18 protein-coding genes and 1 pseudogene are annotated in these 22,756 nt (G+C 69.8%); 7 read left to right on the top strand and 12 right to left on the bottom strand.

What is annotated here, in order from left to right:
• Window positions 1-75: 75 nt before the first annotated feature.
• From JYK02_RS26305 to JYK02_RS26320, 4 genes are read right to left on the bottom strand one after another with little or no spacing between them, the layout of a single operon-like run.
• The gene (locus JYK02_RS26305) at window positions 76-1,383 is read right to left on the bottom strand and encodes a hypothetical protein (RefSeq protein ID WP_207054950.1); all 1,308 of its coding nucleotides are present in this window, start codon (window positions 1,381-1,383) and stop codon (window positions 76-78) included.
• Window positions 1,384-1,389: 6 nt separating this feature from the next.
• On the bottom strand, window positions 1,390-3,489 hold the full coding sequence (locus tag JYK02_RS26310; RefSeq protein WP_207054952.1) for a BatA domain-containing protein: 2,100 nt from the start codon (window positions 3,487-3,489) through the stop codon (window positions 1,390-1,392).
• The gene (locus JYK02_RS26315; RefSeq protein WP_207054954.1) at window positions 3,486-4,367 is read right to left on the bottom strand and encodes a DUF58 domain-containing protein; all 882 of its coding nucleotides are present in this window, start codon (window positions 4,365-4,367) and stop codon (window positions 3,486-3,488) included. The genes JYK02_RS26310 and JYK02_RS26315 overlap by 4 nt, the downstream gene beginning before the upstream one ends.
• A gap of 13 nt (window positions 4,368-4,380) precedes the next feature.
• Window positions 4,381-5,409, bottom strand: coding sequence for an AAA family ATPase (locus tag JYK02_RS26320; RefSeq protein WP_207054956.1), 1,029 nt, complete (start codon window positions 5,407-5,409; stop codon window positions 4,381-4,383).
• A gap of 263 nt (window positions 5,410-5,672) precedes the next feature.
• Between JYK02_RS26320 and JYK02_RS26325 the strand changes: the two genes are divergently transcribed.
• The gene (locus JYK02_RS26325; protein WP_242588905.1) at window positions 5,673-7,064 is read left to right on the top strand and encodes a hypothetical protein; all 1,392 of its coding nucleotides are present in this window, start codon (window positions 5,673-5,675) and stop codon (window positions 7,062-7,064) included.
• Window positions 7,065-7,133: 69 nt separating this feature from the next.
• Here JYK02_RS26325 and JYK02_RS26330 read toward each other — a convergent pair whose 3' ends face one another.
• A complete protein-coding gene (locus JYK02_RS26330; protein ID WP_207054959.1) occupies window positions 7,134-8,051 on the bottom strand; it encodes a LysR substrate-binding domain-containing protein in 918 nt (305 codons plus the stop codon).
• A 67-nt stretch (window positions 8,052-8,118) separates the two neighbouring features.
• On the opposite strand from JYK02_RS26330, the gene JYK02_RS26335 reads away from it, so the two are divergent.
• A complete protein-coding gene (locus tag JYK02_RS26335) occupies window positions 8,119-9,066 on the top strand; it encodes an NAD(P)-dependent alcohol dehydrogenase (protein WP_207054961.1) in 948 nt (315 codons plus the stop codon).
• Between the two features lie 53 nt (window positions 9,067-9,119).
• The gene (locus tag JYK02_RS26340) at window positions 9,120-10,091 is read left to right on the top strand and encodes an alpha/beta hydrolase (protein ID WP_207054962.1); all 972 of its coding nucleotides are present in this window, start codon (window positions 9,120-9,122) and stop codon (window positions 10,089-10,091) included.
• A gap of 5 nt (window positions 10,092-10,096) precedes the next feature.
• Here JYK02_RS26340 and JYK02_RS26345 read toward each other — a convergent pair whose 3' ends face one another.
• Entirely contained in the window at window positions 10,097-10,756 is a 660-nt protein-coding gene (locus tag JYK02_RS26345) for a glutathione S-transferase family protein (RefSeq protein ID WP_207054965.1), read from the bottom strand.
• A 92-nt stretch (window positions 10,757-10,848) separates the two neighbouring features.
• Between JYK02_RS26345 and JYK02_RS26350 the strand changes: the two genes are divergently transcribed.
• Entirely contained in the window at window positions 10,849-11,346 is a 498-nt protein-coding gene (locus tag JYK02_RS26350; RefSeq protein WP_207054966.1) for a winged helix-turn-helix transcriptional regulator, read from the top strand.
• A gap of 10 nt (window positions 11,347-11,356) precedes the next feature.
• On the opposite strand, the gene JYK02_RS26355 is transcribed toward JYK02_RS26350, so the two are convergent.
• From JYK02_RS26355 to JYK02_RS26365, 3 genes are all read right to left on the bottom strand, one after another.
• A complete protein-coding gene (locus tag JYK02_RS26355; protein ID WP_207054967.1) occupies window positions 11,357-11,647 on the bottom strand; it encodes a type II toxin-antitoxin system VapC family toxin in 291 nt (96 codons plus the stop codon).
• Complete coding sequence (locus JYK02_RS26360; RefSeq protein ID WP_207054968.1) at window positions 11,640-11,942, bottom strand: type II toxin-antitoxin system Phd/YefM family antitoxin; 303 nt, start codon at window positions 11,940-11,942, stop codon at window positions 11,640-11,642. The genes JYK02_RS26355 and JYK02_RS26360 overlap by 8 nt, the downstream gene beginning before the upstream one ends.
• A 137-nt stretch (window positions 11,943-12,079) precedes the next feature.
• Window positions 12,080-13,225, bottom strand: coding sequence for a hypothetical protein (locus tag JYK02_RS26365; RefSeq protein WP_207054969.1), 1,146 nt, complete (start codon window positions 13,223-13,225; stop codon window positions 12,080-12,082).
• 178 nt (window positions 13,226-13,403) lie between these two features.
• On the opposite strand from JYK02_RS26365, the gene JYK02_RS26370 reads away from it, so the two are divergent.
• On the top strand, window positions 13,404-17,297 hold the full coding sequence (locus JYK02_RS26370) for a TIGR02266 family protein (protein ID WP_207054970.1): 3,894 nt from the start codon (window positions 13,404-13,406) through the stop codon (window positions 17,295-17,297).
• 10 nt (window positions 17,298-17,307) lie between these two features.
• Entirely contained in the window at window positions 17,308-18,759 is a 1,452-nt protein-coding gene (gene fliB, locus JYK02_RS26375; protein WP_207054971.1) for a flagellin lysine-N-methylase, read from the top strand.
• Between the two features lie 3 nt (window positions 18,760-18,762).
• Here fliB and JYK02_RS26380 read toward each other — a convergent pair.
• Window positions 18,763-19,326 (bottom strand): annotated as a pseudogene (locus JYK02_RS26380) (DsbA family oxidoreductase); the annotation flags it as partial.
• A 182-nt stretch (window positions 19,327-19,508) separates the two neighbouring features.
• On the opposite strand from JYK02_RS26380, the gene JYK02_RS26385 reads away from it, so the two are divergent.
• The gene (locus JYK02_RS26385) at window positions 19,509-21,539 is read left to right on the top strand and encodes a prolyl oligopeptidase family serine peptidase (RefSeq protein ID WP_207054975.1); all 2,031 of its coding nucleotides are present in this window, start codon (window positions 19,509-19,511) and stop codon (window positions 21,537-21,539) included.
• 43 nt (window positions 21,540-21,582) lie between these two features.
• Here JYK02_RS26385 and JYK02_RS26390 read toward each other — a convergent pair whose 3' ends face one another.
• Entirely contained in the window at window positions 21,583-21,861 is a 279-nt protein-coding gene (locus tag JYK02_RS26390; protein WP_207054977.1) for a hypothetical protein, read from the bottom strand.
• 78 nt (window positions 21,862-21,939) lie between these two features.
• Window positions 21,940-22,710, bottom strand: a complete 771-nt coding sequence (locus JYK02_RS26395; protein ID WP_207054979.1) for a DUF4142 domain-containing protein — start codon at window positions 22,708-22,710, stop codon at window positions 21,940-21,942.
• Between the last annotated feature and the right edge of the window lie 46 nt (window positions 22,711-22,756).

The raw sequence follows: 22,756 nt of genomic DNA on the forward strand, positions 1-22,756 counted from the left end.
AACTGAGCCGCCCTGTTAGTCGATGGGCGTAAAGCGTACTGAGTTGCGAAAGCAAATAGGAAGGATAGGCGTCGATTATCTTCGCATTTTTACTGGAATGCGAAGGTCGACTAGCCAGCCTTCTACTGCATTCTTGACGGACTCAGAGTCGACAACGTGTTTCTCGCTGATAATGAAGTTTTCTTGAATGGTTGATAGGATGTCTGCGCGAACATGGCCAAAGTTTTGCTCCTTGAGCAGCAATACATTTCTGCCTAGCGCAGTCATGAATCCATACTCAAGTGCAACGTTGGGGTTGAATTCAGGTCCGACATGATCTTCCAGTACGGCAATGCCGTATTTGCAGCCGATCATGTGGATGCAGATGTTGTCCCACATTTGTCGCCGATCGGAATAATTTGTCTTATCGGCTCTTCTTGCGGTGAGGCCATGGCGGGAGAGTTCATCCTTTATTGCTTGGTAGATATCGTCTAGGCACTTGACTTTCCATTCCTCCATGTTGGGAGATGGGAATTTCATCATGACAAAGACGCTTTTTTCGAATGCGTAGTCTTCGTGAAATGTCTTGATGTGTTTTTCGAGAAAGCGAAAATGTTCAGGAATATCCATGTTGAGTGTGGGGGCCCCTGAAGCAGGTTGTTGTTCCTTGGGGACTTCAATTGCGAGCCGACCGCTTGGCGTGATTCGTGCGAAGCAGTTTCCGCCCATCATGAGTTGGGCGTCGATTAGGCCTTTTTGTTTGAGCAGTTTCAAGGCGTCGACAATCTCGCCTTGTGATGTTTTGTGGATGGGGTCTTGAGCGAGCTTGCTTGTGTCTAGGTTGACGTGGTTTGTCGACTTTGAGGTCGAGTTGTAGATGAGGGCAAGCAGCTGGTTTGCTAGTTCTTCGAAGCTTCGTGCGCTGCCTTTGGGGAATTGTAGTTTTTGCGAGATGAGGAACTCTCGCGTTTTCTGGCCAAGCCTATTGAGTTGATCGGCGGCTTGTTGGCCGAAATGTAGATTGAGGGCTAGTTCAGTGTTTGAGGAGTGGCCTTCAAGAGATCTGAATGTGTTTATGATGCTGAGCTTTGCTTGATTCAATTCTTGCTTGATTAACTCGCGGAGGGTGGCATGGACTTCTTGCCAGAATCCTTCGAGTTCTTCTGGGGCTAAGCTGAGCGCGTCGTTGCTAAGCGCCTCAAGGGTTTGGGTTGTTGCTCGGAGAATGTTGTTGGTTTCGATTTCGGCAATGGCGGCTGCGGCCATCCCTGAATTTGGGACGCCTCGACGTCGAGCGTCATTGCCCGCGTTTACAATTTCAGATTTTTTGAGGGAGACGTTCTCTGTGATTTTGTTGCTGAACCTAAGCTGTATTAGTTGCTTGATGTCTGGATGGAGGTTCATTAGGGGCTACTTTCGGAGCAGGGTGCCTTCGAAGAAGAACGCTAGGCACGCGGCCAGGATGAGCCAGGTCCACAGCGGCACGGCGGGCTTGTCCGCGTCCCCCGTGGAGGCCTTCACCGTGTCCTCGCCGAAGTAGGCCGTCAGCGTGTCCTGGGGCACTCGCGTCAGGTCGCTCTCCGCCGGGTCCAGCGTGGCGGCGAAGTCCAGCGCGGCCACCGGCTTGCCTTCCGCGCCCAGCACCGAGTGCACGCCCGGCTCTACCGTGGGGCCCGCCACGAACGAGCCGTCCGGCTGTGCCTTCACCGGCAGCTCGCTGCCATCCGGCGCGCGCACGCCCGCCACCTTCTGCGTGCCCTCCGGACGCAGCGTCACGGTCTCGCCCACGCGCACGCGCACCTCCTCGCGCTCCTCCAGCGAGCCCGTGAGATACGCGGCGAAGCGCTGCATCAGCGGCAGGAAGCTCGTGCGGATGGCGAAGTCGCTCCAGTCGCGGTCCACCGTGCTGGTGAACAGCGCCACGCGCCCCTTGCCCCGGCGCGCCACCGCCACCGCCGGCGCTCCGTCCTCGTACGTGGCCAGCACCTGGCTGGTGCCCGGCGCGGACGGGCTGTCCGCCTCCAGCAGCATGTACTTGTAGAAGCGCGCCCCGATGAGCCCCTCCTCCGCGCGGCCCGTGAAGGGCGCGAACAGCGGATGGTCCACCTTCACCTGCGCCAGCTTCGCCGTCTTCGTCTCCGCGTCGGGGTCCTCGCGCTCGGCGCTCGTGCGCACCAGTCGCAGCGGTCGCGGCAGGAGCGTGCCCAGCCGGGAGTTGTACGCCTCCGGGTTCACGTGGTCGCCCACGCTCACGAAGAGCCCGCCGCCGTTCTCCACGAAGGCCGTCAGCTTCTGCGCCTCCTCCTCCGACGGCGCCGTCGCGTTCAGCAGCAGCACCAGGTCATACGCGCTGAAGTCCTCGCGCAGCCCCACCTCCGCGTCGCGCACCGCCACGTCCACCGGCGAGCCCGGCGACGTGAGCGCCGCGTCCACGAAGAAGGCCTCGTCCCGGTAGCGCGTCGCGTGCGGCGAGCCGTTCACCACCAGCGCCTTCAGCCCGCGCGGCACCGGCAGCACGAAGGACCGCCGGTCGTCCTCCGCCAGCGCGTCCGGCGCGAGCGCCACCTGGCCCACCACCGTGCCGCCCTGCGGGAAGCGCACCGTCAGCGTCTTCTGCGTCGTGCCGCCCGCGGGCACGTCCACGAAGCCCTTGGCCAGCGTGGACTCGCCCACGCGCACCGCGGCCTCCAGGTCCTTCGCCGGCTTCGTGCCGAAGTTCCGCACCGTGAACGTGAACTGGTACGCGCGAGGGCCCGCCTGCAGCGCGGGCTCCACCCGCAGGTCCACCAGCGCGTGGTTGTCCAGCGACTCGCGCCCGGACGCCACGTCGCGCAGCACGACCTCCGGCTTCACCATCGCGCCCGTGGGCCCCTTCACCGTGGGCGGCGGCGCTTCCAGCCGGAAGCCGGAGGCCGTCATGTCGGAGACCACCACCAGGCGCTTGCCCGGCATCGGGTTCTCCTCCAGCGCCCGAGCCGCCAGGTCCAGGCAGCGCGACAGGTCCGCCGTGCCGTACGTGGGCTTCGCCTCGTCCACCAGCCCGCGCAGCCGGGCCCGGTCGAAGCCCGGCGGCGGAGGCGCTTCCGGCGACGACGTGCACACCATCACCGTCGCGGGCTCCTCCGGCAGCAGGTCCTTGAGCGCGTCGCGCGCCTCGTCGCGGCCCTTCTCGAAGTTCGACGTGCCGTCCGACCAGCGCATGGACAGCGACGCATCCAGGATGACCGCCGTCGCCGCCGGCCCGCGCGTCACCGTGGCCGCCTGCGCGTCGCGGGTGAACTCCGGCCGCGCCAGCGCGATGGGAATGGCCAGCAGGATGAGCGTGCGCAGCGTGTAGAGCAGCAGCCGCTTCAGCTTGAGCCGGCTGGCGGTGCGCTTCTGGCTGCGCAGCACGAACGCGAGCGGCCCGAACGGATGCGCCCGGGGCCGGCGCCGGTCGAACAGGTGCACCAGCACGGGGATGAGCGCACCCAGCGCGCCCAGCAGGAACCACGGGTTGCCGAACGTCACCGGCGCCTCCCGCGACGTCCCAAAAAGCGCAGCAACACCTCATCCAGCCGCTCGTCCGTGCGCACCAGCTCGTAGTCCACGTCGGCCTCGGCGCACTTCGCCTTCACGTCCGCGAGGAACGCGCCGAACTCCTCCAGGTAGCTCTGCTTGATTTCACGCGGGTTCACCTCGATGCGGCCCTCGCCCTCCATGTCCAGGAAGAGCGTGGGGTCGTCGAAGGGGAACGTCAGCTCCGCGGGGTCCACCAGGTGGAACACCGCCACGTCGTTCTTGCGCTGCCGCAGGGCCAGGATGCGCTTGAGCGCCTCCTGCCGCTCATCCAGCAGGTCCGACAGCACGATGACCGTGGAGCGCCGGGGCAACACCTCGGCGAGATGATCCGCCGCGCTGCCCAGGTCCGTGGGGCCCTTGGGTTGCGTATGCTCCAGCGCGTCCAGCAGCACGTTGAGGTGGCCGGCGGACGCGCGGGGCGGCACGTCCTTGAACGCGCCGCCCACCATGAGGGCCAGGCCCGCCGCGTCCTGCTGTCGCACGAGCAGGTAGCTGAGCGCGCCCGCGAGCGTCTTGGCGACCTCCAGCTTGGACATCGCGCCGCTCTGGTAGCCCATGGACGCGGACGCATCCACGACCATCACCGAGCGCAGGTTCGTCTCGTGCTCGAAGCGCTTGACGTAGTACTTGTCGAACTTGCCGTAGGCCTTCCAGTCCAGGTGGCGCAGCTCGTCGCCGGGGGCGTACTCCTTGTGCTCGGCGAACTCCACGCTCTGGCCCTGATGGGGGCTCTTGTGGAGGCCGGACAGCACGCCCTCCATCACGGCGCGGGCGCGCAGCTTCACGCCCTGGAGGCGGGACAGTGTCTGGGCGTCGAGCAGCGACATGGGGTGGAAGCGCCTAGCCCTTCACCACCGTGAGGAGCTGGTCGATGAGCTTCACGGACGTGATGCCGTCGCTCTCCGCGGTGAAGTTGGGCAGCACGCGGTGGCGCAGCACGGGCCTCGCCAGCGCCCGCACGTCCTCCACCGTGGCCACGAAGCGGCCGTTGAGGATGGCGCGCGCCTTGGCCGCCAGCACCAGGTACTGGCTGGCGCGAGGACCCGCGCCCCACGACACGTTCTTCGCCACGAAGTCCGGCGCGCCCGCTTCCTTGGGGCGCGTGTGGCGCACCAGGTCCACCGCGAAGCGCACCACGTGGTCCGGCACCGGCACGCGGCGGACCAGCTCCTGGAGGGCGAGGATGCGCTCGGGGGAGAGGATCTTCTCCAGCTTCGGCGGCGCGCCAGCGGTGGTGCTCTTGACGATCTGCACCTCTTCTTCCGCCGTGGGGTAGCCCACGTCCACCAGGAACATGAAGCGGTCCAGCTGCGCCTCGGGGAGGGGATAGGTGCCCTCCTGCTCGATGGGGTTCTGCGTCGCGAAGACGAGGAAGGGCAGCTCCAGCGGGTACGTGCGGCCACCGGCGGTGACGCGGTACTCCTGCATGGCCTGGAGGAGCGCGGCCTGCGTCTTGGGCGGCGTGCGGTTCACCTCGTCCGCGAGGATGATGTTCGCGAACAGCGGCCCCTGCATGAAGCGGAAGGAGCGGCGGCCCGTCGTCTTGTCCTCCTCCAGGATGTCCGTGCCCGTGATGTCCGACGGCATCAGGTCCGGCGTGAACTGGATGCGGTTGAAGGACAGGTTGAGCACGTCCGCCAGAGTGGAGATGAGCAGCGTCTTCGCGAGGCCCGGCACGCCCACGAAGAGGCAGTGGCCGCGGCTGAAGAGCGAGATGAGCAGGTGCTCCACCACGTCCCGCTGCCCGACGACGCGCTTTTCAATCTGCTCGACGATGGCGTTGCGGGCCTGGGCAAGCTCCTCGACGGCGCGCAGGTCCTCGGGGGTGGCGTCGGACGGGGGGAGTGGGGCGGGGGCGGCGCTTTCCATGGAAGGGTTCTCTTAATCGGCGCGGCGGGGGCGGACCAACGGTTTCCGTCGCCCTGGAGCCCCGAGCGTGGGGTGGCAACCGTTCCAGGGGCTCCGTATTCCACGCGTCAAGCCACGGGTCCGCCCGGCCCCGCGCCTGAACCCCCGTTCGCCCCCCGGCCTGTTTCAGTGCCCCCTGGACAGGGGGGAATGCCGGACCGTGGACACACTGCTTACGTTCCCAAGGCACCTGCGATGGAGCAGGGCAGGCATGGGAGCACGGCATGCGTTCAGCACGGCGAGTCATCTGGGGCGGGTGGGCACTTCTGGGCGCGGGGCTCCTCGGGCTGGGCGGCACGGCTTGTGGCGGTGCCTCGGCGGAGGAAGCTGGCGACGTGACCGCCAGCGCGGAAGCCCAGGGCACCCTCCCGGCGCCGGCCCCCCAGACGGCTGCTCCCTCGGCCGGTACCCAGGCCCCCACGCAGGCGCCCACCGCCGAGGCCCCCAAGCCCGCGGCCCCGGCGGTGAGCCCCTGGTCGCTCAAGCAGGGCGGCCCGCAGGACGACACGGGCTGGGGCGTGGCGGTGGGCCGCGGCGGCGATGTGCTGTGGGTGACGTCCGGCACGCCGCGCTCGGACGAGGACCGCGAGCAGGTGGAGGGCGAGCGGCTGGTGGTGACGCTGTCGCGCTACTCGGCGGACGGGACGAAGCAGTGGGCGAAGGAGTTCGAGCGCAACCGCCTCTCCGACCTGCGCGTGGCGGGCTCCACCGGCGCTGACGGCGCGGTGTTCCTGTCCGGCAACGCGTTCCTGTACTCGGCGGACTTCGGGCTGGGCGAGGCGCAGGACGGCTTCCTGGTGAAGTTCTCCCAGTCCGGCGCGCCCGAGTGGCAGACCCGCGTGGGGCAGAAGGTCTACGCGGTGGCGGCGGACGCGGTGGGCGGAGTGGTGGCGCTGGGCGAGGAGTGGACGACGGAGGCCCACACGCCCCGGCTGGTGCGCTACGCGGCGGACGGCGCGGTGAAGTGGACGAAGACGTTCGACGGCGCGAAGGAGGGCACGCTGCTGTCGGCGGTGGCGCTGTCCGCCACGGGCACGTCGGTGGTGGCCGGCCGGCTGGTGGGCCCGGTGACGGTGGATGGGCGCACGTTCGACGACGAGGGCGCGGGCGGCTTCGTCGTGCTGGCGTTCGGCGCGGACGGGACGCTGGCGTGGGGCCGCGAGGTGCCGGGCGTGAACGGCCGCGTGGGCTCCGTGTCGGTGGGCGCGGACGGCACGGTGGCCGTGGCCGGCGAGGCGGTGGGCCTGCTGGTGTGGAACGGCGTGGCGCTGGATGAGGGCGGTCCGTTCGTGCTGACGGCGGCGGCGGACGGGCAGGAGCGCTGGGTGAAGCAGCCCACGTGCGGCTCGACGTCGGTGGGCACGGTGGCCGCGGTGGAGGCCACGGGTCCTGTGGCGGCGGCCTGCGGCAACACGCTCACCCGCTACGCGGCGGACGGCGCGCTGCTGGGCACGAAGACGCTGGCGGCGGAGGCGTGCGGCAGCGGCACGTGCTCGCTGGCGACGACGGCGCTGGTGGCGGCGCCGGAGTCCGGGCTGGTGGTGTCCGGCTGGCAGCGCGACGGCGCGGGCGACACCTGGAACCAGGATGCGTTCCTGCGGCTCGTGACGCCCTGACGCTGACAACGCAGCGCGAATGACGTGAGCGGCCGGTGGGGGACGCGCGACCCGCGCGCCCCCCTCTGGCTATGCGGCCGCTAGGCCTACGGCGCGTGCCGCGTCCTGCACGAGCGCTCGGACCCAGGCGTGCTTCGGGTCGGCCTCGTTCCCCAGGTGCCAGACGAGGAGCATCTCGAGCGGAGGCATCGACACCGGCAGCGGCCGAAGCTCCAGTCCGAGTGCCTTCGCGTGCAGGGCGGCGAAGCTGCGCGGAAGGACGGCGAGCCGGTCCGAGCCCTGAATGAGCGGCAGTGCCAGGGAGAACGTGGTCACCACGCGCGTCACGCGACGCGGGAACCCCTCCTTCTCCAGGAGCACGTCGATGCCGCCACGTCGCGACTGCGCGAGCGGGGCGACGAGGACGTGCTCCCACTCGGTGAACCGCTTCAGCGACATGCGCCCGGTGGCGAGCGGATGCTCCCCGCGCATGACGCAGACGAACTCGTCGACGAACAGGCGCTGCGAGCGCAGGTCCCGCTCCTTCGCGACGTCCGGGACGATGGCGATTCCGCCGTGCTCCCGCAGGAACGCCCCCAGGTCCGACGTCTGGGTTCGTAGCGAGAGCAGGGCTCCGGGAGCGCGCGCCAGGAGGAGCCGGTCGAGCGTCGGCAGGAGCAGCTCCGCGACGCGGTCCGACGTCGTCACGTGGATGTCCCAGGTCGTGGTCGCCGGGTCGAAGGGGCGCCCCTGGTCGAACAGCCGCCCGGCCGCCAGCATCACCTCCCTGGCGGGCGCGCGAAGCGACTCGGCCCGCTGGGTTCGCACGAGCGTCCTTCCGTTGCGGACCAGGAGCGGGTCATCGAAGTCGACGCGCAGCCGGTGCAGCGCGTTGCTCGCCGCCGCGGGCGTGATTCCAAGCTTCTTCGCCGCGCGCGTGACGTGAGCCTCCTCCAGGAGGTGATGGAGCGCGCGCACGTGGTTCAGGTCGAAGGCGGAGAGATTCACGACATGAACAATAGCCCTTCCCACCATCAAGTTCCGCGAATGAGTGCCGCCCCGTACCTTGAGGGGCATGAACGCACTCACCTACAGCCACTTCGGAAGCCCTGCCGTCCTCCAGCACACCCAGGCGCAGGCGCCCCGCGTCCGCGCCCACCACCTGCTCATCCGCGTCCGAGCCGTCTCGGTGAATCCCATCGACGGGAAGATCCGGCGGGGCGAGCTGCGGCTGCTCAGCGGTGCCCACTTCCCGAGGTCGCCCGGCTCGGACTTCGCCGGGGTCGTCGAGGAGGTGGGGGCGGGCGTCGAGGGTTTCTCCGTCGGGGACCGCGTGTTCGGCTTCCCCGGAAGCATGCGGGAGGGAACGCTCGCCGGACTCATCACGGTCGCGGCGAAGTCCGTTGCCCGGATTCCGGCAGGGCTCGATGACGTCGGGGCCGCGGCGGTATCGATGGTGGGGCTCGCGGCGCTCCAGGCCCTACGGGATGTCGCGCGCGTCGCCCCCGGTGAGCGCGTGCTCGTCAACGGCGCGACGGGCGGCGTGGGGCTCATGTTGATCCAGCTCGCCCGGGCGCGTGGCGCGCACGTCACCGCCGTCACCTCCGCCGCGGGTCTGGCCGTGGCACGGCAATTCGGTGCCCAGGAGGTCCACGACTACCGCGCCCGGCCGCTATCGATGCTCGGCGAGCGTTTCGACGTCATCTTCGACCTGAGCACGAAGCTGTCCTTCGCGGAGGCGCGAGGTCTCCTGACGCCGCGCGGCCGGCACGTGGGGTTCGAGCCGTCGCCCGCGTCGCTCATCGCCTCCAAGGTGCTCGGCCCCTTCCGTCGCCAGAAGCAGTTGCTGCTCGTCACCCATCCGTCCGGCCGGGACCTCGCGGAACTCGCGGGGAAGCTCCAGGCCCGGGAGCTCGTCCCTCCGCCGGTGGAGGTGTTCGAGCTGTCCGACGCTCGCGACGCGTTCGAGCGGGCCGAGCGAGGCGGCGTCATCGGCAAGGTCGTCATCCGCGCCGCGCCCTGAAGCCCCCGCCGTTCAACGCAATCCCACATACCGCCGCATCCCAGGAGTCACCCATGTCCACCCGTCATCTTGTCGACCCGTCCCTCCTTCCCCTCACCGCCCACGCGTTCCTCCCGGGGCTCTCGCGAGAGAACCTCACGGACGCCCGCGCGTTCATGGACCAGATGATTTCGTCCATCGCCCCCCGCACCACCGCGCTCCGCAGCGAGGTGCGCATCCCCGGGCGGAACGGAGCGCCCGACGTGCGGCTCGTCATCCAGACGCCGCCGGGCCAGGCCACGGCACGGCCCGCGGTGCTGTTCCTCCACGGTGGCGGCATGGTGATGGGCAGCGCCTCCATGGGTGAGGGCTTCGACGCGGAGCTCGCCCTCGCGCACGACGCCGTCGTCGTCTCGGTCGACTACCGCCTCGCGCCGGAGGTGCCGTTCCCGGGTCCCATCGACGATGCGTACGCGGCGCTGCGCTGGGTCCACGCGAACGCCGCTTCACTCGGCATCGACCCGTCGCGCATCGTCCTCATGGGGCAGAGCGCGGGTGGCGGGCTGGCCGCTTCGCTGGCGCAGCTCACCCGTGATGACAACGGGCCCCGGCCCGCGGCGCAGATCCTCATCTACCCCATGCTCGACGCCCGCACGGGGACGGCCCAGGAAGCGGACCCCAACCCGACGACGGGCGAGTTCTCATGGACGCGTGCGCACACCCGCTTCGGCTGGGAGTCCCTGCGCGGGGACTACCTCCCGACCGACGCCCGTGCCGGGCACTTCTCGGCCTCGCTCGGGCAGGACGTCTCGCACCTGCCGCCCGCCTTCATCGCCGTGGGTTCGCTCGACGTCTTCTTCGACGAGTCCATGGACTACGCCCGCCGCCTCTCCCGTTCGGGAGTGCCGGTGGAGCTCCATGTCTACCCCGGGGCCATCCACGGCTTCGACGCCATCCCGAACGCCTGGATGACCACCTGCTTCAAGCGCGAGCTGAACGAGGCGCTCGCCCGCGCGCTCCGTGCGCCGGCGGAACTGGCGGCGTGAGCCCTTCAGTCCCGGTCCGGCGCGCCCAGGGGGAAGAGGGGGCGGAACGGGCGGCCTCCGTCCACCGCGCGGGCGACGGACGGGCGGGCCAGCAAACGTGCGCGGTAGGCGCGCAGCTGGGGACAGGACTCGGGGATGCGGTGGGTCCAGTCCGCGTAGAAGAGGGAGGGCGCCGCCGCACAGTCCGCCAGCGTGAAGTCCGCGCCCGTGGCCCAGGTCCTGCCGGCGAGCTGTCCCTCGACCCAGGCATAGGCGCGCTCCAGGTTCTCCACGGCCGTGGCCAGGCCTTCCTTGCGCTTCGTGGCGTCCCCCGTCAGCGCGCCATTCACGGCGTGCTGGACCATGCTCATGACGTGCAGGTCGAAGAATCGGTCGAGGAAGCGCACGTCCAGCGCGGCCATCGGATCCGCGGGCAGCAGGCGCACCGGCCCGGGGTGCGCGAGCTGCAGGTACTCGATGATGATGCTGGTCTCAACGACCTGGCGCTCGCCATCCACCAGCAGGGGGAACTTGCGCAGCGGCCAGCGGCGCAGCCACTCGGCCGTGTGCTCCGGCGTGTCCGGCCCGATGTTCCGGAACTCGAAGGGCGTGCCGTTCTCATACAACGCGATGAGCACCTTCTGCGTGTACGAGGAGAAGGGGTGACCGTAGACCGCGAGCGCCATGGTGAGACCTCTCAACCACTTGTGAATTGCAAGCGGTTGAACCGTATCCGCGCTACTTGCATATTGCAAGTATCAACCCCGGGAGGACGGCCATGCCACAGACGGGACGTTCCGGCTGTCCCATCAACCTGACGCTCGAACAGCTCGGCGACCGCTGGAGCCTCATCGTCATCCGCGACGTCATGTTCGGGAACCGGCGCACCTATGGCGAGCTGCTGGAGCAGAGCGAGGAGGGCATTGCCTCCAACATCCTCGCGGACCGGCTGAAGCGGCTGACGGCGTCCGAGCTGCTGTCGCGGCGTCCGGATCCGAACCACCGGCAGAAGGGCATCTACAGCCTCACGGAGGCGTCCATCCAGTTGGTGCCGCTGCTCGCGCACATGGCGGCCTGGGGCCGCCGGCACACGCAGCCGAGCGAGGAGCTGTCGGTGCGCGCGGAGTTGCTGGAGAAGGGCGGTCCGCCCCTCTGGGACGCCTTCATGGAAGAGCTGCGCCACCTGCACCTGGACGCACCGCGCCCGGCGCGCTCGGTGTTCGGTGAGCTTCAGGCCGCGTACGAGAAGGCCATGGCGCGCAAGGCCCGGAGGTGATCAGGCCGCGCTACCACGCGACCTCGATGCCTCCGGTGTCCTGCGCCCAGTCGGTGATTGCGCGGTCGCGGGTGAGCAGCGGCAGTCCGAGCCTGCGGGCCGCCGCCACGATGAGCCGGTCGAAGTGGTCCCGATGCTCCCAGTCGAGTCGGGCCGCTTCCCGGACATCCGCTTCGCTCATGGGCTCGTGGACCAGCTCCGGACACTCGATGTCCGCCCACCAGGCGTCCAGCGTCGTGGGGAAACGCAGCTTCCCACCCTGGGCGAGCAGCCACGTCTCCAGCACGTAGCCTTCACTCAAGCTCCAGCACCTCCGCGGAGGTCAGGGCCGAGCGCTGAAGTCGCTGACTGGGACTCTCCTCAAGGGCTTCCAGGTCGCCGACGATGCGCAGGGAGCCCCGAAGCTTCGACTTCCGCTTCCGGGAGGGGCGTGCCTTCCGCTCCGCTTCCAGAAGGGCCTCCAGCCGTGAGGGCGCGATGAGGAACGCTTTCAGTTCGTCGTGCACCGTGATGGCAGTGACATGCCGCTGGGTGGCTGCCTGCTGCACGAGGGCGCTGAGATGGCTGCGCGCCTCACTGAGCGGGACACGCTGCATGGGCAGGGGCCACGTGGGCGGTGATGCGGCGGCGCGACGCGCGGTCGCGGGACGAGGAGGGGGCCGCCGTCGATGTTTGCTGGCCATGGTCCGCGGATAATAGCCACAGGTCCGACACAGGCCCGTTGGCCCAGGTGTCAAGCCGCCGTCGCCGTGTTCAGCTTCAGGTCCTGGTTCAGGCCCGCGTCCTTGCGCACGCGCCAGATGTACTGGTCCAGGAAGTAGTGGTGCAGCGCGAAGCCCCAGATGAAGCCTTCCATCAGGTCGCGCAGCGTGAGCCCGCTGCCGCCCAGCGCCAGCTTCGCATCGAACGCGCCACAGCCCGGGTGCACGCCCATGCCGCAGCCCAGCGTCCGGTACGCCAGCGTGAACGCGAGCCCGCAGAGCGCGTAGACGATGAAGCGCTGGCTCACCTTCGGCGCCCAGCCGAACGCGGCGCGGTCCACGCCGTCCGCGTGGTAGCGGTTGCGGTGAAAGAACCAGACGATGCCGTGGTACTGCACGTTGTGGAACGCCGTCACCGCCACGGTGAACATCAGGAAGTCCATCCGGCGCGACACCGACGGCCAGAACACCAGCGACGTCAGCCCCAGCGCCGCGCCGAGCATCAGCAGCTTCGGCCCGTTCACCCCCAGCCCCCGGCGCCACCGCCACACCTGCCGCGCCGCGAGCACGCCCACCACCGCGAGCACCAGTCCGAAGCACGCGTGCGCCACCCCGACCTCCCAGGTCGGCTCCGCCATCAGCCCCAGCCGGCGGCGGGCCCCCGGATGCGTCAGCGCGAACGCCACGAACGGCGCGAGCAACCCCACGTACAGCGTCACGCTGTCCAGCCGCCGGTCCCACGCGTCCTTCTCCCCGGCCTTGCGCTGGTAGAGGACCATGATGCCGTAGTGCTGCCGCACCACGTGCCAGTACGCCCAGAGCGCCGCCAGCGTCACGAACACCGCGAACGGCCAGCGCTGCCCGGCCAGCACCGACACCGCGAACACCGCCGGCCCCGCCACGAACCAGCCCAGGCTGCCCCAGAGCAGCCGAGCCCGCGCCTTCCGCTCGCGCGCGTCCAGGTACGTGCGCGACACCGTCGCGAACAGGTGCGGCCCGTCCAGGAGCAGCACCCACGCCCACCACAGCGGCGGCCCGCTCACGCCGCCCAGCACGTGCAGCGCCATCAGCGCCAGGCTCGCGCCCAGCCCCCCGACCGTGGAGAGCAGGTCGTGCCGGCGGTCCACCAGCCACCGCGCATGCAGGGGAACCGGGGCGAAATGGGGAACCGCGTTCATCGGGAACTCCTGTCCGGAAGACCCGGACTGCTTCCTGGAGGGGCAACGAAGTCCCAGGATAGCGGGGACATACAGGTAAGACGCAGGCGCACCTGGGCCTTGAGGGGATACCGGACGGCCGGGCAGGGGGCCAGAACCCTCTTGAGGGAATGGCCCCCGGACGCGACAGTGCCAAACCATGGATCAAGGTCGGCGTACCTCGGACCGCAAGTCGGTCGGTCTGTTGGTGAAGCTCAAGCATGAGACTGTGGGGAGCTTCACCGAGGAGTTCGCCACCAACATCAGTCCCGGGGGCATGTTCATCCGCTCGCGCACGCCGCAGCCGGTGGGCACGCCCGTACGCTTCGAGGTGCAGATCGCCAATGGCGTGCGCGTGCTCCAGGGCACCGCGACCGTGCGCTGGGTGCGCGATGTGAACGACCCCGCGGGGCCTCCGGGCATGGGGCTGGCGTTCGAGGACCTGGACATCGCGAGCCGCGCGCTCGTGGACCTGATGCTTCAGCGCAAGCCGGGCGCGGGTGCCGCGCCGGCCGCCGCGCCGCTGCCGTCCATCGCGCCGGCGGTCGCTCCGGGAATCGCGCCGGTCGTGGCTCCAGGCATCGCGCCGTTGGCCGCGCCGGGAATCGCACCGGTGCGTCCGCCCGTGGCCGCGCCGCCGCGTCCCGCCGCCGTGGCACCCGTGCGTCCTGCCGCGCCGCCTGCGCCCACGCGTCCCGCGCCGCCCGCGCCCACGCGTCCCGCGCCGCAGGCCCCGGGGGGCGCCGCGCTCGACTCGCTGTTCGATGACCTGGATGCGCCGTCCAGCCCCGCGCCCGATTCGCTGTTCAACGACCTGGATGCGCCGTCCAGCCCGGCTCCCGCGGATGAGCCGCTGTCGCTGGGCGGAGCGGATGAGCCGTTCTCGCTGGGGGCTCCGGAAGAGGACGTGGGCCTGGCGCTGGCGGACTCCGCGAACGACGTGGACATCCCGCTGGATGAGCTCATCGCGGGGACGCCTCCGCCCACCGTGCCGGGCGTGTTGTCGGGAGGCGACGAGCCGCTGCCCGGGTTCGACTTCGAGTTCGAGGCTCCGGCCATGGACGCGCCCATCGCGATGGGCGAGCCGCTCGAAGAGGCGCCCATCGAGGTGGGCATCTCGGTGGAGGACAGCGCGGCTTCGGGCGCGGGTGATGCGAGTGGGTTCGAGCTGGATTTCTCGGACGTCTTGGACTCCGCGCCGCCGCCGAGAGCCGCGCCGGTGGCACCGCCGTCCGTGCAGCGCGCCGCTCCGCCTCCGCCCGCCGCGCCGCCGGCAGCGCCCGCGCAGGCCTCCGGTGGCAGCACCGAGTTCGACCTGGACCTGTCGTCCCTGGACGACGAGGCACCGCTGGAGCTGGCGAGAGAGCCCGCATCCTCACCGGGCCGGCACCGGCCGCTGGGCCGTGAGCCTGCGTCGTCTCCAGGCCGTGCCGCCGCGCCGGGCCTGGGCCGTGAGCCCGGATCCGCGGCCGGTCGTGCGCCTGGGTTGGGCCGTGAGCCCGGATCCGCCGCTGGCCGTGCGCCTGGGTTGGGCCGTGAGCCTGGATCCGTCGCGGGCCGGGCCGCGCCTGGCTTGGGCCTGGAGCCCGGGTCCGCAGCCGGTCGTGGTGCGCCTGGATTGGGCTTGGAGCCCGGGTCAGCAGCCGGTCGTGGTGCGCCGGGCCTGGGTCGTGAGCCTGGGTCCGCAGCGGGTCGCTCCGTGCCTGGCTTGGGCCTGGAGCCCGGATCCGCAGCCGGTCGTGGCGCACCGGGCTTGGGCCTGGAGCCCGGGTCCGCAGCCGGTCGTGGCGCACCGGGCCTGGGTCGTGAGCCTGGATCCGTCGCGGGCCGGGCCGTGCCTGGATTGGGACTCGAGTCTCTCTCGTCGGGTGGCCGTGCCGCCGCGCCGGGCCTGGGCCGTGAGCCGGGCTCCGTGGCTGGACGTCCCACCGCGCGGGCTCCCGGTGAGCTGCCGCTGGAGCCCGGCTCCTTCGCCAATCGCCCCGCCGCGCCGGGCCTGGGCCGCGAGCCCGGTTCCGCCACGGGCCGTGCTCCCGACCTGTCCCAGGAGCCCGCGTCCTCCTGGGGCCGCGCCGTCCCGCAGCAGCCTCCCGCGCCGCAGCGCCCGTCCGGCGGCAGCGCCGAGTTCGACCTGGACCTGTCCGTGGACGACGACGGGCCGCTGGAGCTGGCGCGCGAGTCCACGTCATCACCGGGACGTCCCGCCGCGCGGCCCATGGCGCCACCTCCTCCCGCGCCCCCGCCGAGCGTGCTGCCTCCCTCCGTGCGCCAGGCCCCTCCGGCCCCCGTTGCTCCGAGCGCCCCCGCGATGCTCGCGCCCGCCGCGGCCCCCGCGGCGCCCGCGCCACCTCCGGCCCTGGACGCCAACGGCCAGGTGCGCCCCATCTACCTCACGCCGCCGCAGACGCTGGCGGGCACGGGCCCCGTCATCGGCATCGACCTGGGCACCACCAACTCCTGCGTGGCGCTGCTGTCCAACGGCCGCCCCGTCGTGCTGCGCTCGCGCGAGGGCTACAACACCATCCCGTCCGTCATCTCGCTGAGCGCGCAGAGCAAGCTGCTCGTCAGCCACCGCGCGAAGAACCAACTGGTGCTGCGGCCCACGCACACCATCTACGGCGCGAAGCGCCTCGTCGGCCGTCCCTACGACAGCGCCGTGGTGAAGCAGGTCCGCGAGCGCTTCCACTACGAAATCACCCCCGACGCCGCCGGCCGCGCCGCCGTGCGCCTGGGCAACGACGTGCTGTCGCTGGAAGAGGTGCAGGGCATCATCCTGCGCGAGTGCAAGGAGATGGCCGAAACCCACCTCAACCAGAAGGTGGAGCGCGCCGTGGTGACGGTGCCGGCCTACTACTCCGAACCGCAGCGTGAAGCGGTCCGCAAGGCAGGCGCGATGGCCGGCCTCAAGGTGGAGCGCATCCTCAACGAGCCCACGTCCGCGGCGCTCGCGTACGGCCTCAACCGCGAGCTCAACAAGAAGGTGCTCGTCTACGACCTGGGCGGCGGCACCTTCGACGCGACCATCCTGCGCATCGAGAAGAACGTCTTCGAGGTGCTGGGCACCGGCGGCGACATCTTCCTGGGCGGTATCGACTTCGACAACCTCATCGTCGACTTCCTCCTGGAGCGCTTCCAGGAGAAGGAGGGCATCGCGTTCAACGGCGACGGCATCGCCCTCTCACGCGTGGCCGACGCCGCCGAGCGCGCGAAGATGGGGCTGTCCGAGCGCAGCACCTTCGAGGTCCACATCCCCATGCTGATGATGGACAACGCGGGCCGTCCCCGGGACCTGCGCGTGACGATGTCGCGCCAGGACCTGGAGAAGATCTGCGACCCGCTGCTCAACCGCACCATCGACGTGGTGCGCGACGTGCTCCTGGACGCCAAGCTGAAGGCCTCCGAGGTGGACGACATCATCCTCGTGGGCGGCATGAGCCGCATGCCGCTGGTGCGCGAGAAGTTGAAGGGCCTCTTCGGCAAGAACGCGCAGGCGAGCGTCAACGCGGACGAGGCCGTCGCGCTGGGCGCGGCGCTGTACTCGGGTTCGGTGGACAAGGTGAGCAGCGTGGTGCTCATCGACGTGCTGCCGATGACCATTGGCGTGGCCATGCCCGGCGGCGCCTTCAAGCGCGTCGTCGAGCGCAACAGCCCGCTGCCCACGCAACGCTCGTTCGCCATCAGCACGTCGCAGGACAACGAAGAGCGGATGGAGTTGTCCATCTTCCAGGGCGAGGACAACCACATCTCCGCCAACGAGTACCTGGGCACGGTGCGCATGGAGGGGCTGCCCCGCGGCCCCAAGGGCTCCGTGCGCGTGGCCGTGACGCTGAAGCTCGACTCCGAATGCGTGCTGCACGTGGAGGCGCGCGAGTACTCGACGCGCAAGGAAGTGAAGGCGACGCTCGCCACGCGCTACTCGCCGGAGGAGCTCCAGCGGCAGCTCCAGGTGAGCAAGGAGGCGGTGAGCGCCGCCGAGGAGCGCCGGGGCGCGGACCTGAAGGACCGCGCGGGCCGCTTCTGGGGGTTCGTGAAGAAGGCGCTGGGCCGCAAGTAGACTGCCGCCCATGACCGCCTCCGCCCCCCGCTACATGGCGCGCTTCCGCTGCATCGCGGAAGCGTGCGAGGACACCTGCTGCGCGGGGCTCACGGTGCCCATCAGCGAGTCGCGCTGGAGCCTGCTGCGAGAGAAGGTCGCGGGCAGCCCGGACGAAGCGCGAGTCGCGGCGCTCATCACCCCGAACCCGGAAGGCGCCACGGGCCAGCAGGCGGGCATCCTGGGCAAGCGCGCGGACGGACACTGCGCCTTCCTGGATGAAGCGAAGCTGTGCTCGCTTCAGCGCCGCTACGGCGAAGCGGTGTTGCCGGACGGCTGCTCCGTTTTTCCACGGGTGCTCACGCGCTGGGGCACGCAGGTGGAGATGGCGGGTTCGCTCGCGTGCCCGGAGACAGCGCGCCTGTGCCTGCTGGCGGAGGACGCGCTGGTGCGCGAGCCCGTACCCGAGGAGCAGGCCCTGCGTCCGCAGGTCGCGCGGCAGGTGGCGGCGGGCGACGATGCCTGGACGGCCCACGCGGACACCGTGCGCGAAGCGATGCTGCGGCTCCTGAACCGGCGCGAGGTCCCGTTCGCCGCGAGGCTGTATGCGCTGGGCCGCATGGCGCTGGGCCTGGGCGACTTCTACTTCCCGGGGACGACGGCGTTCGCACTGGCGGCAAGCCATGCCAGCGCGAGCGAAACCGAGGAAGCGTCCGCGACCGCGGCGCGCGAACCCATGGCGGGCCCCGCGCTGGCTGCGAGCGAGGCATCACGGCATGCCAACGCGAGTGAAGCCGTGGATGCTTCCGCGTTCGCAACGCGCGAGCCCTTGGCGGACTTCGCGCTGGATGCGAACGAAAGCCGCGTGGAAACGGCTGGGTCGCGGCTCGTGCGCATCCTTCGCGAGTACGAATCCGTGGACACGCTCGCGTCCTTGCATGCGCAACTCGACGCGCTGGAGCTGCCCGGCGGACCGTGGGCCGGCATCTGCGGCGCGGTGCTCCGCTCGCGCGAGGCCGCCGTGAGCAGCCCGCGCTTCCTCTCACTCGTGCGCGACGTTCACGCGTCCTACGGCGGCTCGAACGCGAACCCGGACGAAGCGTGGCGACTCCACGCCACCCGGCGCGCCGCCCTGGAGTCCCTGCACGGCGAGCGCGTGCACCAGTATTTCCTGCACCACGCGCTCAACCACGTCCTGCGCCACCCGTTCACGGAAGCCCCGAGCCTCCTGAACGCCGTGTTCCTGCTCGTGCTGCGCGCGTCCGTGGTGCGCTGGGTCCTGCTCGGGCACCCGGCCGTGGTGGCGCTGCTGGAGGCTCCCGGCACGCCCGTGTCCACGCTGGACGCCGCCGCCGTGGAGGCGTTCCAGGTCGTCGCCAAGCACGTGGAGCAGGCCCCCACGTTCCTGGACTTCGCCCGGGGGCTGGCCGGCGAAGGTCCGGAGACCTTCGCGCGGCTGCTCATCCTGGTGAAGGGCCTGTAGCGCTCAGCCCTGCTGCTTCGGCTTCGCGCCCAGCTGCTGCATGGCCTTCTGGAACGACGGGTACTCGTGCGCGCCCTGGATGGCCAGCTTGTCACCCAGGATGAACGTGGGCACCGCGCGGATGCCCATCTCCTGGGCCTCGCGCACGGACTCCTCCACCAGATGCCGGTAGCGGCCTTCCTCCACCGCGCGCTGGAGTTCGTCCGGATCCAACCCGGCCTCCGCGCCCGCACCGCGCAGCGTGTCCCACTGCCAGAGGTCCTCACCCTCGGTCCAGTAGCGCCGCAGGATGGCGGCCTGGAAGGGCTCCAGCCGGCCTTGCGCGCGCGCGTACTCCGCCGCCTCGTGCGCACGGCGCGTGGACGGGATGATGTCCCGGTGCACCATCTTCAGCCCGGCCTTCGCGGCGCGGAGCTTCAGCGGGTTGTTGGGGTCCTTCATCCCCTGGCGCACGTACTCGGGCAACGGCAGCCCTTCCGGAGGCGTCTCCGGGCGCAGGAAGTAGGGGTGCCACTCCACCTGGACGTCGTATTCCTTCTTCAGCTTCTCGACCTCACCGAGGCCGACGTAACACCAGGGTCAAACGAAGTCGGACCAGATGTGGACGACGATGGGTGCGCTCATGGGCTGAATCTCTAGCACCGCGCGTCGGAGCCTTCCACCCCTTCCACCCGGCCCGCATCCAGCGGTGGACAGCCCGCCCTCCCAAGGGCACGGTCCGGGTTCCATCCTTCCGGAGGAACCTCCCCGTGCCCCTGTCGCTCCTCGCGGCCCTGGCGCTCGGCGCCAACCCGGCGCCCGCGCCCCATCCGTTCAACCAACAGGACCTGGTCACGCTGCGCCGGCTCAGCGGCCCCCGCGTGTCGCCCGACGGCCGCCAGGTCGCCTACGTCCTGCGCTCCACCGACCTGGAGAAGAACCGCGGCCGCACCGACCTGTGGCTCGCCAACCTGGACGGCTCCGCGCCGCGCCAGCTCACCTCCCACCCGGACAGCGACAGCGACCCCGTCTGGGCCCCGGACGGCAAGAGCCTCTTCTTCCTGTCGTCGCGCGGAGGCTCCTCGCAGGTGTGGCGCCTGCCCCTGGACGGCGGTGAGCCGCTGCCCGTCACCAAGCTGCCGCAGGACGTGAACAGCTTCGCGCTGTCGCGCGACGGCAAGCAGCTCGCGGTGGCGCTGGACGTGCGCCCGGACTGCGCGGACCTCGCGTGCAACACGCAGCGCGCCGCGGAGGCGGAGAAGAAGAAGACCACCGGCCAGGCGTATGATCAGCTCTTCGCGCGCCACTGGGACACGTGGCGGGACGGCACGCGCTCCCACCTGTTCGTCGTCCCCGTGGCCGGCGGCACGCCCGTGGACGTGATGAAGGGCATGGACGCGGACGCGCCCAGCAAGCCCTTTGGCGGCGCGGAGGAGTTCACCTTCACGCCGGACGGCAAGGGCCTCGTCTTCGCCGCGCGCGACGCAGGCCGCACCGAGTCCTGGTCCACCGACCTGGACCTCTTCCACGCGCCCATCGACGGCAAGGCGAAGCCGCGCAAGCTCACGGAGAAGAACCGCGCCACGGACACGAGCCCCACGTTCAGCCCGGACGGCAAGACGCTCGCGTACGTGGCCATGTCCCGCCCCGGCTACGAGTCCGACCGCTTCCGCGTCATCCTGCGCACGTGGCCGGGCGGCCAGGAGCGCGTGCTGACGCAGGACTGGGACCGCTCCGCCGGCTCGCTCGCGTGGAGCAACGACGGCGCCACGCTCTACACGACGGCCAACGACGTGGGGCAGAACGCCGTGTTCGCGCTGGACGTGGCCTCCGGCAAGCCGCGCCGCCTCACGCAAGCGGGCAACGCGGACGGCGCCCAGCCCGCGGCGGACGGCCAGGTCGTCTACGCCATGGATGACCTGGACTCGCCGTCGGACCTGTACGCGATGAAGGCGGACGGCACCGGCGCGCGGCAGCTCACCCAGGTGAACCAGGAGGCGCTCGCGGGCCTGAAGTTCGGCGCCTTCGAGCAGTTCAACTTCCCGGGCTGGAACAACGAGACGGTGCACGGCTACCTGGTGAAGCCGGTGGACTTCGACCCGAAGCGCCAGTACCCGATGGCCTTCCTCATCCACGGCGGGCCGCAGGGCAGCTTCGGCAACCACTTCCATTACCGGTGGAACCCGCAGGTGTACGCGGGCCGCGGCTACGTCACGGTGATGATCGACTTCCACGGCTCCACCGGCTACGGCCAGGCCTTCACGGACTCCATCGCCGGAGACTGGGGCGGCAAGCCGCTGGAGGACCTGAAGAAGGGCGTGGACGCCGCGCTCCAGAAGTACCCCTTCATCCACAAGACGAAGCGGTGCGCGCTGGGCGGCAGCTACGGCGGGTACATGATCAACTGGATCGCCGGCAACTGGGCGGACGGCTTCCAGTGCCTCGTGAACCACGACGGCATCTTCGACGAGCGCGCCGCCTACTACGACACCGAGGAGCTGTGGTTCCCCGAGTGGGAGCACAAGGCGCTGCCGTGGGAGAAGCCGGAGACGTACGAGAAGTTCAACCCGGTGAACCACGTGGCCAGGTGGAAGACGCCCATGCTCGTCATCCACGGCGGCAAGGACTACCGCGTGGTGGACACGCAGGGCATCGCCACCTTCACCGCGCTCCAGCGCCGGGGCATCCCGTCACGCTTCCTCTACTTCCCGGATGAGAACCACTGGGTGCTCAAGCCCCAGAACAGCATCCAGTGGCACGATGAGGTGCTGGGCTGGCTGGACCGCTGGACGCGCAAGTAGCGCGCGCCCCGCGAGGCCTTCCCTGGGGCGTGCGCAGGCCGCCTCAGGGGATGCCGAAGCAGTCGTCGATGCAGCTGGCGACGACCTCCGAGCAGGTGCGGTCGGCGATGCACTCCGAGCACTCCGCGGTGCGCTCGCGGCGGTCGTCCTGCTCGCTCTCCTTCTCGTCCTCCCAGGCGCCAATCTTCTCGGCGCACTTGCCGGTGTCCAGGTCGGAGTCGAAGCACTCCTTGCGGTAGTCGCAGATGGCGTCCGCGTCGTTGGAACAGCCGGTCAGCAGCAGCACGGAGACACAGGAGGCCAGGGCAATCAGTCGTGACATGGCGCGGCATCATGCACGCGAAGACGCCTCCCGGGAATGCTCTTCCCAGGAGGCGTCAGGTGCTTCAGCGAAGCTGGATTACTTCGTCTTCGTCGCACCGCCCGTGGTGCCCGTCGAGCCGCCCATGGAGCCGCCCGTGGTGCCCGTGGAGCCGCCCATCGAGCCGCCCATGGAGCCCGGGGAGCCGTGGTTCATGGAGCCGTGGTCCATGGAGCCGCCCTGCATGCCGGAGCCGCCCACGCCCATGGTCTGGGGCAGCTTGCCCAGCGTCTGGTAGGCCATGTCGCGGTGCTTGGGCAGCTCCTGGCTGAGCTGCGTCAGCATGGTGGTCATCTCCGCGGGAGCGGAGGTCATGCCCTGCTTCGCGGCCATCACCTTGCCAATGGCGTCGTCATGGGCGCCGACCTGATTGGCCATGTAACACGAGTCGAACGGCATGCCCTTGAGGGTCTGGAGCTTCTCCATGTGCGCCTTGTCGGCGGCCATGGCCTTCTTCTCCATGTCGTTGGCGGGCTTGGGCATGTCCGCCAGGGTCATCTTCTGCGTCTTCGCGAAGTCCATGACCTGCTTGTCCGCGGCCGTGTGCGAATCAATCATCATCTTCGCGTAGCTCTTCACGTCCGGGTTCTCGGAGGTCTTCTGCGCCAGCTCGGCCTGCTTGATCTCCGACTGGTTGATGTAGTGCAGGCGCTCCAGGAAGGCCTTCGGGTCCGTGGGGGCCATGAAGCCCTTGAAGTCGGCCATGCCCTTGGCGGCGGGCTTCGCGGCGGGCGTGGCGCTCTGGGCCAGCGAGACACCGCCGGTGAAGAGGACCGCGGCGAGGGTGACTCCGTGCAGGGTGCGCTTCATTGGGTGCTGCTCCTTTTCAAGGCCTCGGAAGTGAGGCGGGACAAAG

The sequence above is a fragment of the Corallococcus macrosporus genome (genome assembly GCF_017302985.1).
Lineage (GTDB): Bacteria > Myxococcota > Myxococcia > Myxococcales > Myxococcaceae > Corallococcus > Corallococcus macrosporus_A.

Bases quoted from the DNA above. Each gene is read 5' to 3' on its own strand.
- JYK02_RS26305 (WP_207054950.1), bottom strand. From the start codon at position 1,383: ATGAACCTCCATCCAGACATCAAGCAACTAATACAGCTTAGGTTCAGC.
- JYK02_RS26315 (WP_207054954.1), bottom strand. From the start codon at position 4,367: ATGTCGCTGCTCGACGCCCAGACACTGTCCCGCCTCCAGGGCGTGAAG.
- JYK02_RS26320 (WP_207054956.1), bottom strand. From the start codon at position 5,409: ATGGAAAGCGCCGCCCCCGCCCCACTCCCCCCGTCCGACGCCACCCCC.
- JYK02_RS26325 (WP_242588905.1), top strand. From the start codon at position 5,673: ATGCGTTCAGCACGGCGAGTCATCTGGGGCGGGTGGGCACTTCTGGGC.
- JYK02_RS26335 (WP_207054961.1), top strand. From the start codon at position 8,119: ATGAACGCACTCACCTACAGCCACTTCGGAAGCCCTGCCGTCCTCCAG.
- JYK02_RS26340 (WP_207054962.1), top strand. From the start codon at position 9,120: ATGTCCACCCGTCATCTTGTCGACCCGTCCCTCCTTCCCCTCACCGCC.
- JYK02_RS26345 (WP_207054965.1), bottom strand. From the start codon at position 10,756: ATGGCGCTCGCGGTCTACGGTCACCCCTTCTCCTCGTACACGCAGAAG.
- JYK02_RS26350 (WP_207054966.1), top strand. From the start codon at position 10,849: ATGCCACAGACGGGACGTTCCGGCTGTCCCATCAACCTGACGCTCGAA.
- JYK02_RS26360 (WP_207054968.1), bottom strand. From the start codon at position 11,942: ATGCAGCGTGTCCCGCTCAGTGAGGCGCGCAGCCATCTCAGCGCCCTC.
- JYK02_RS26365 (WP_207054969.1), bottom strand. From the start codon at position 13,225: ATGAACGCGGTTCCCCATTTCGCCCCGGTTCCCCTGCATGCGCGGTGG.
- JYK02_RS26370 (WP_207054970.1), top strand. From the start codon at position 13,404: ATGGATCAAGGTCGGCGTACCTCGGACCGCAAGTCGGTCGGTCTGTTG.
- fliB (WP_207054971.1), top strand. From the start codon at position 17,308: ATGACCGCCTCCGCCCCCCGCTACATGGCGCGCTTCCGCTGCATCGCG.
- JYK02_RS26390 (WP_207054977.1), bottom strand. From the start codon at position 21,861: ATGTCACGACTGATTGCCCTGGCCTCCTGTGTCTCCGTGCTGCTGCTG.
- JYK02_RS26395 (WP_207054979.1), bottom strand. From the start codon at position 22,710: ATGAAGCGCACCCTGCACGGAGTCACCCTCGCCGCGGTCCTCTTCACC.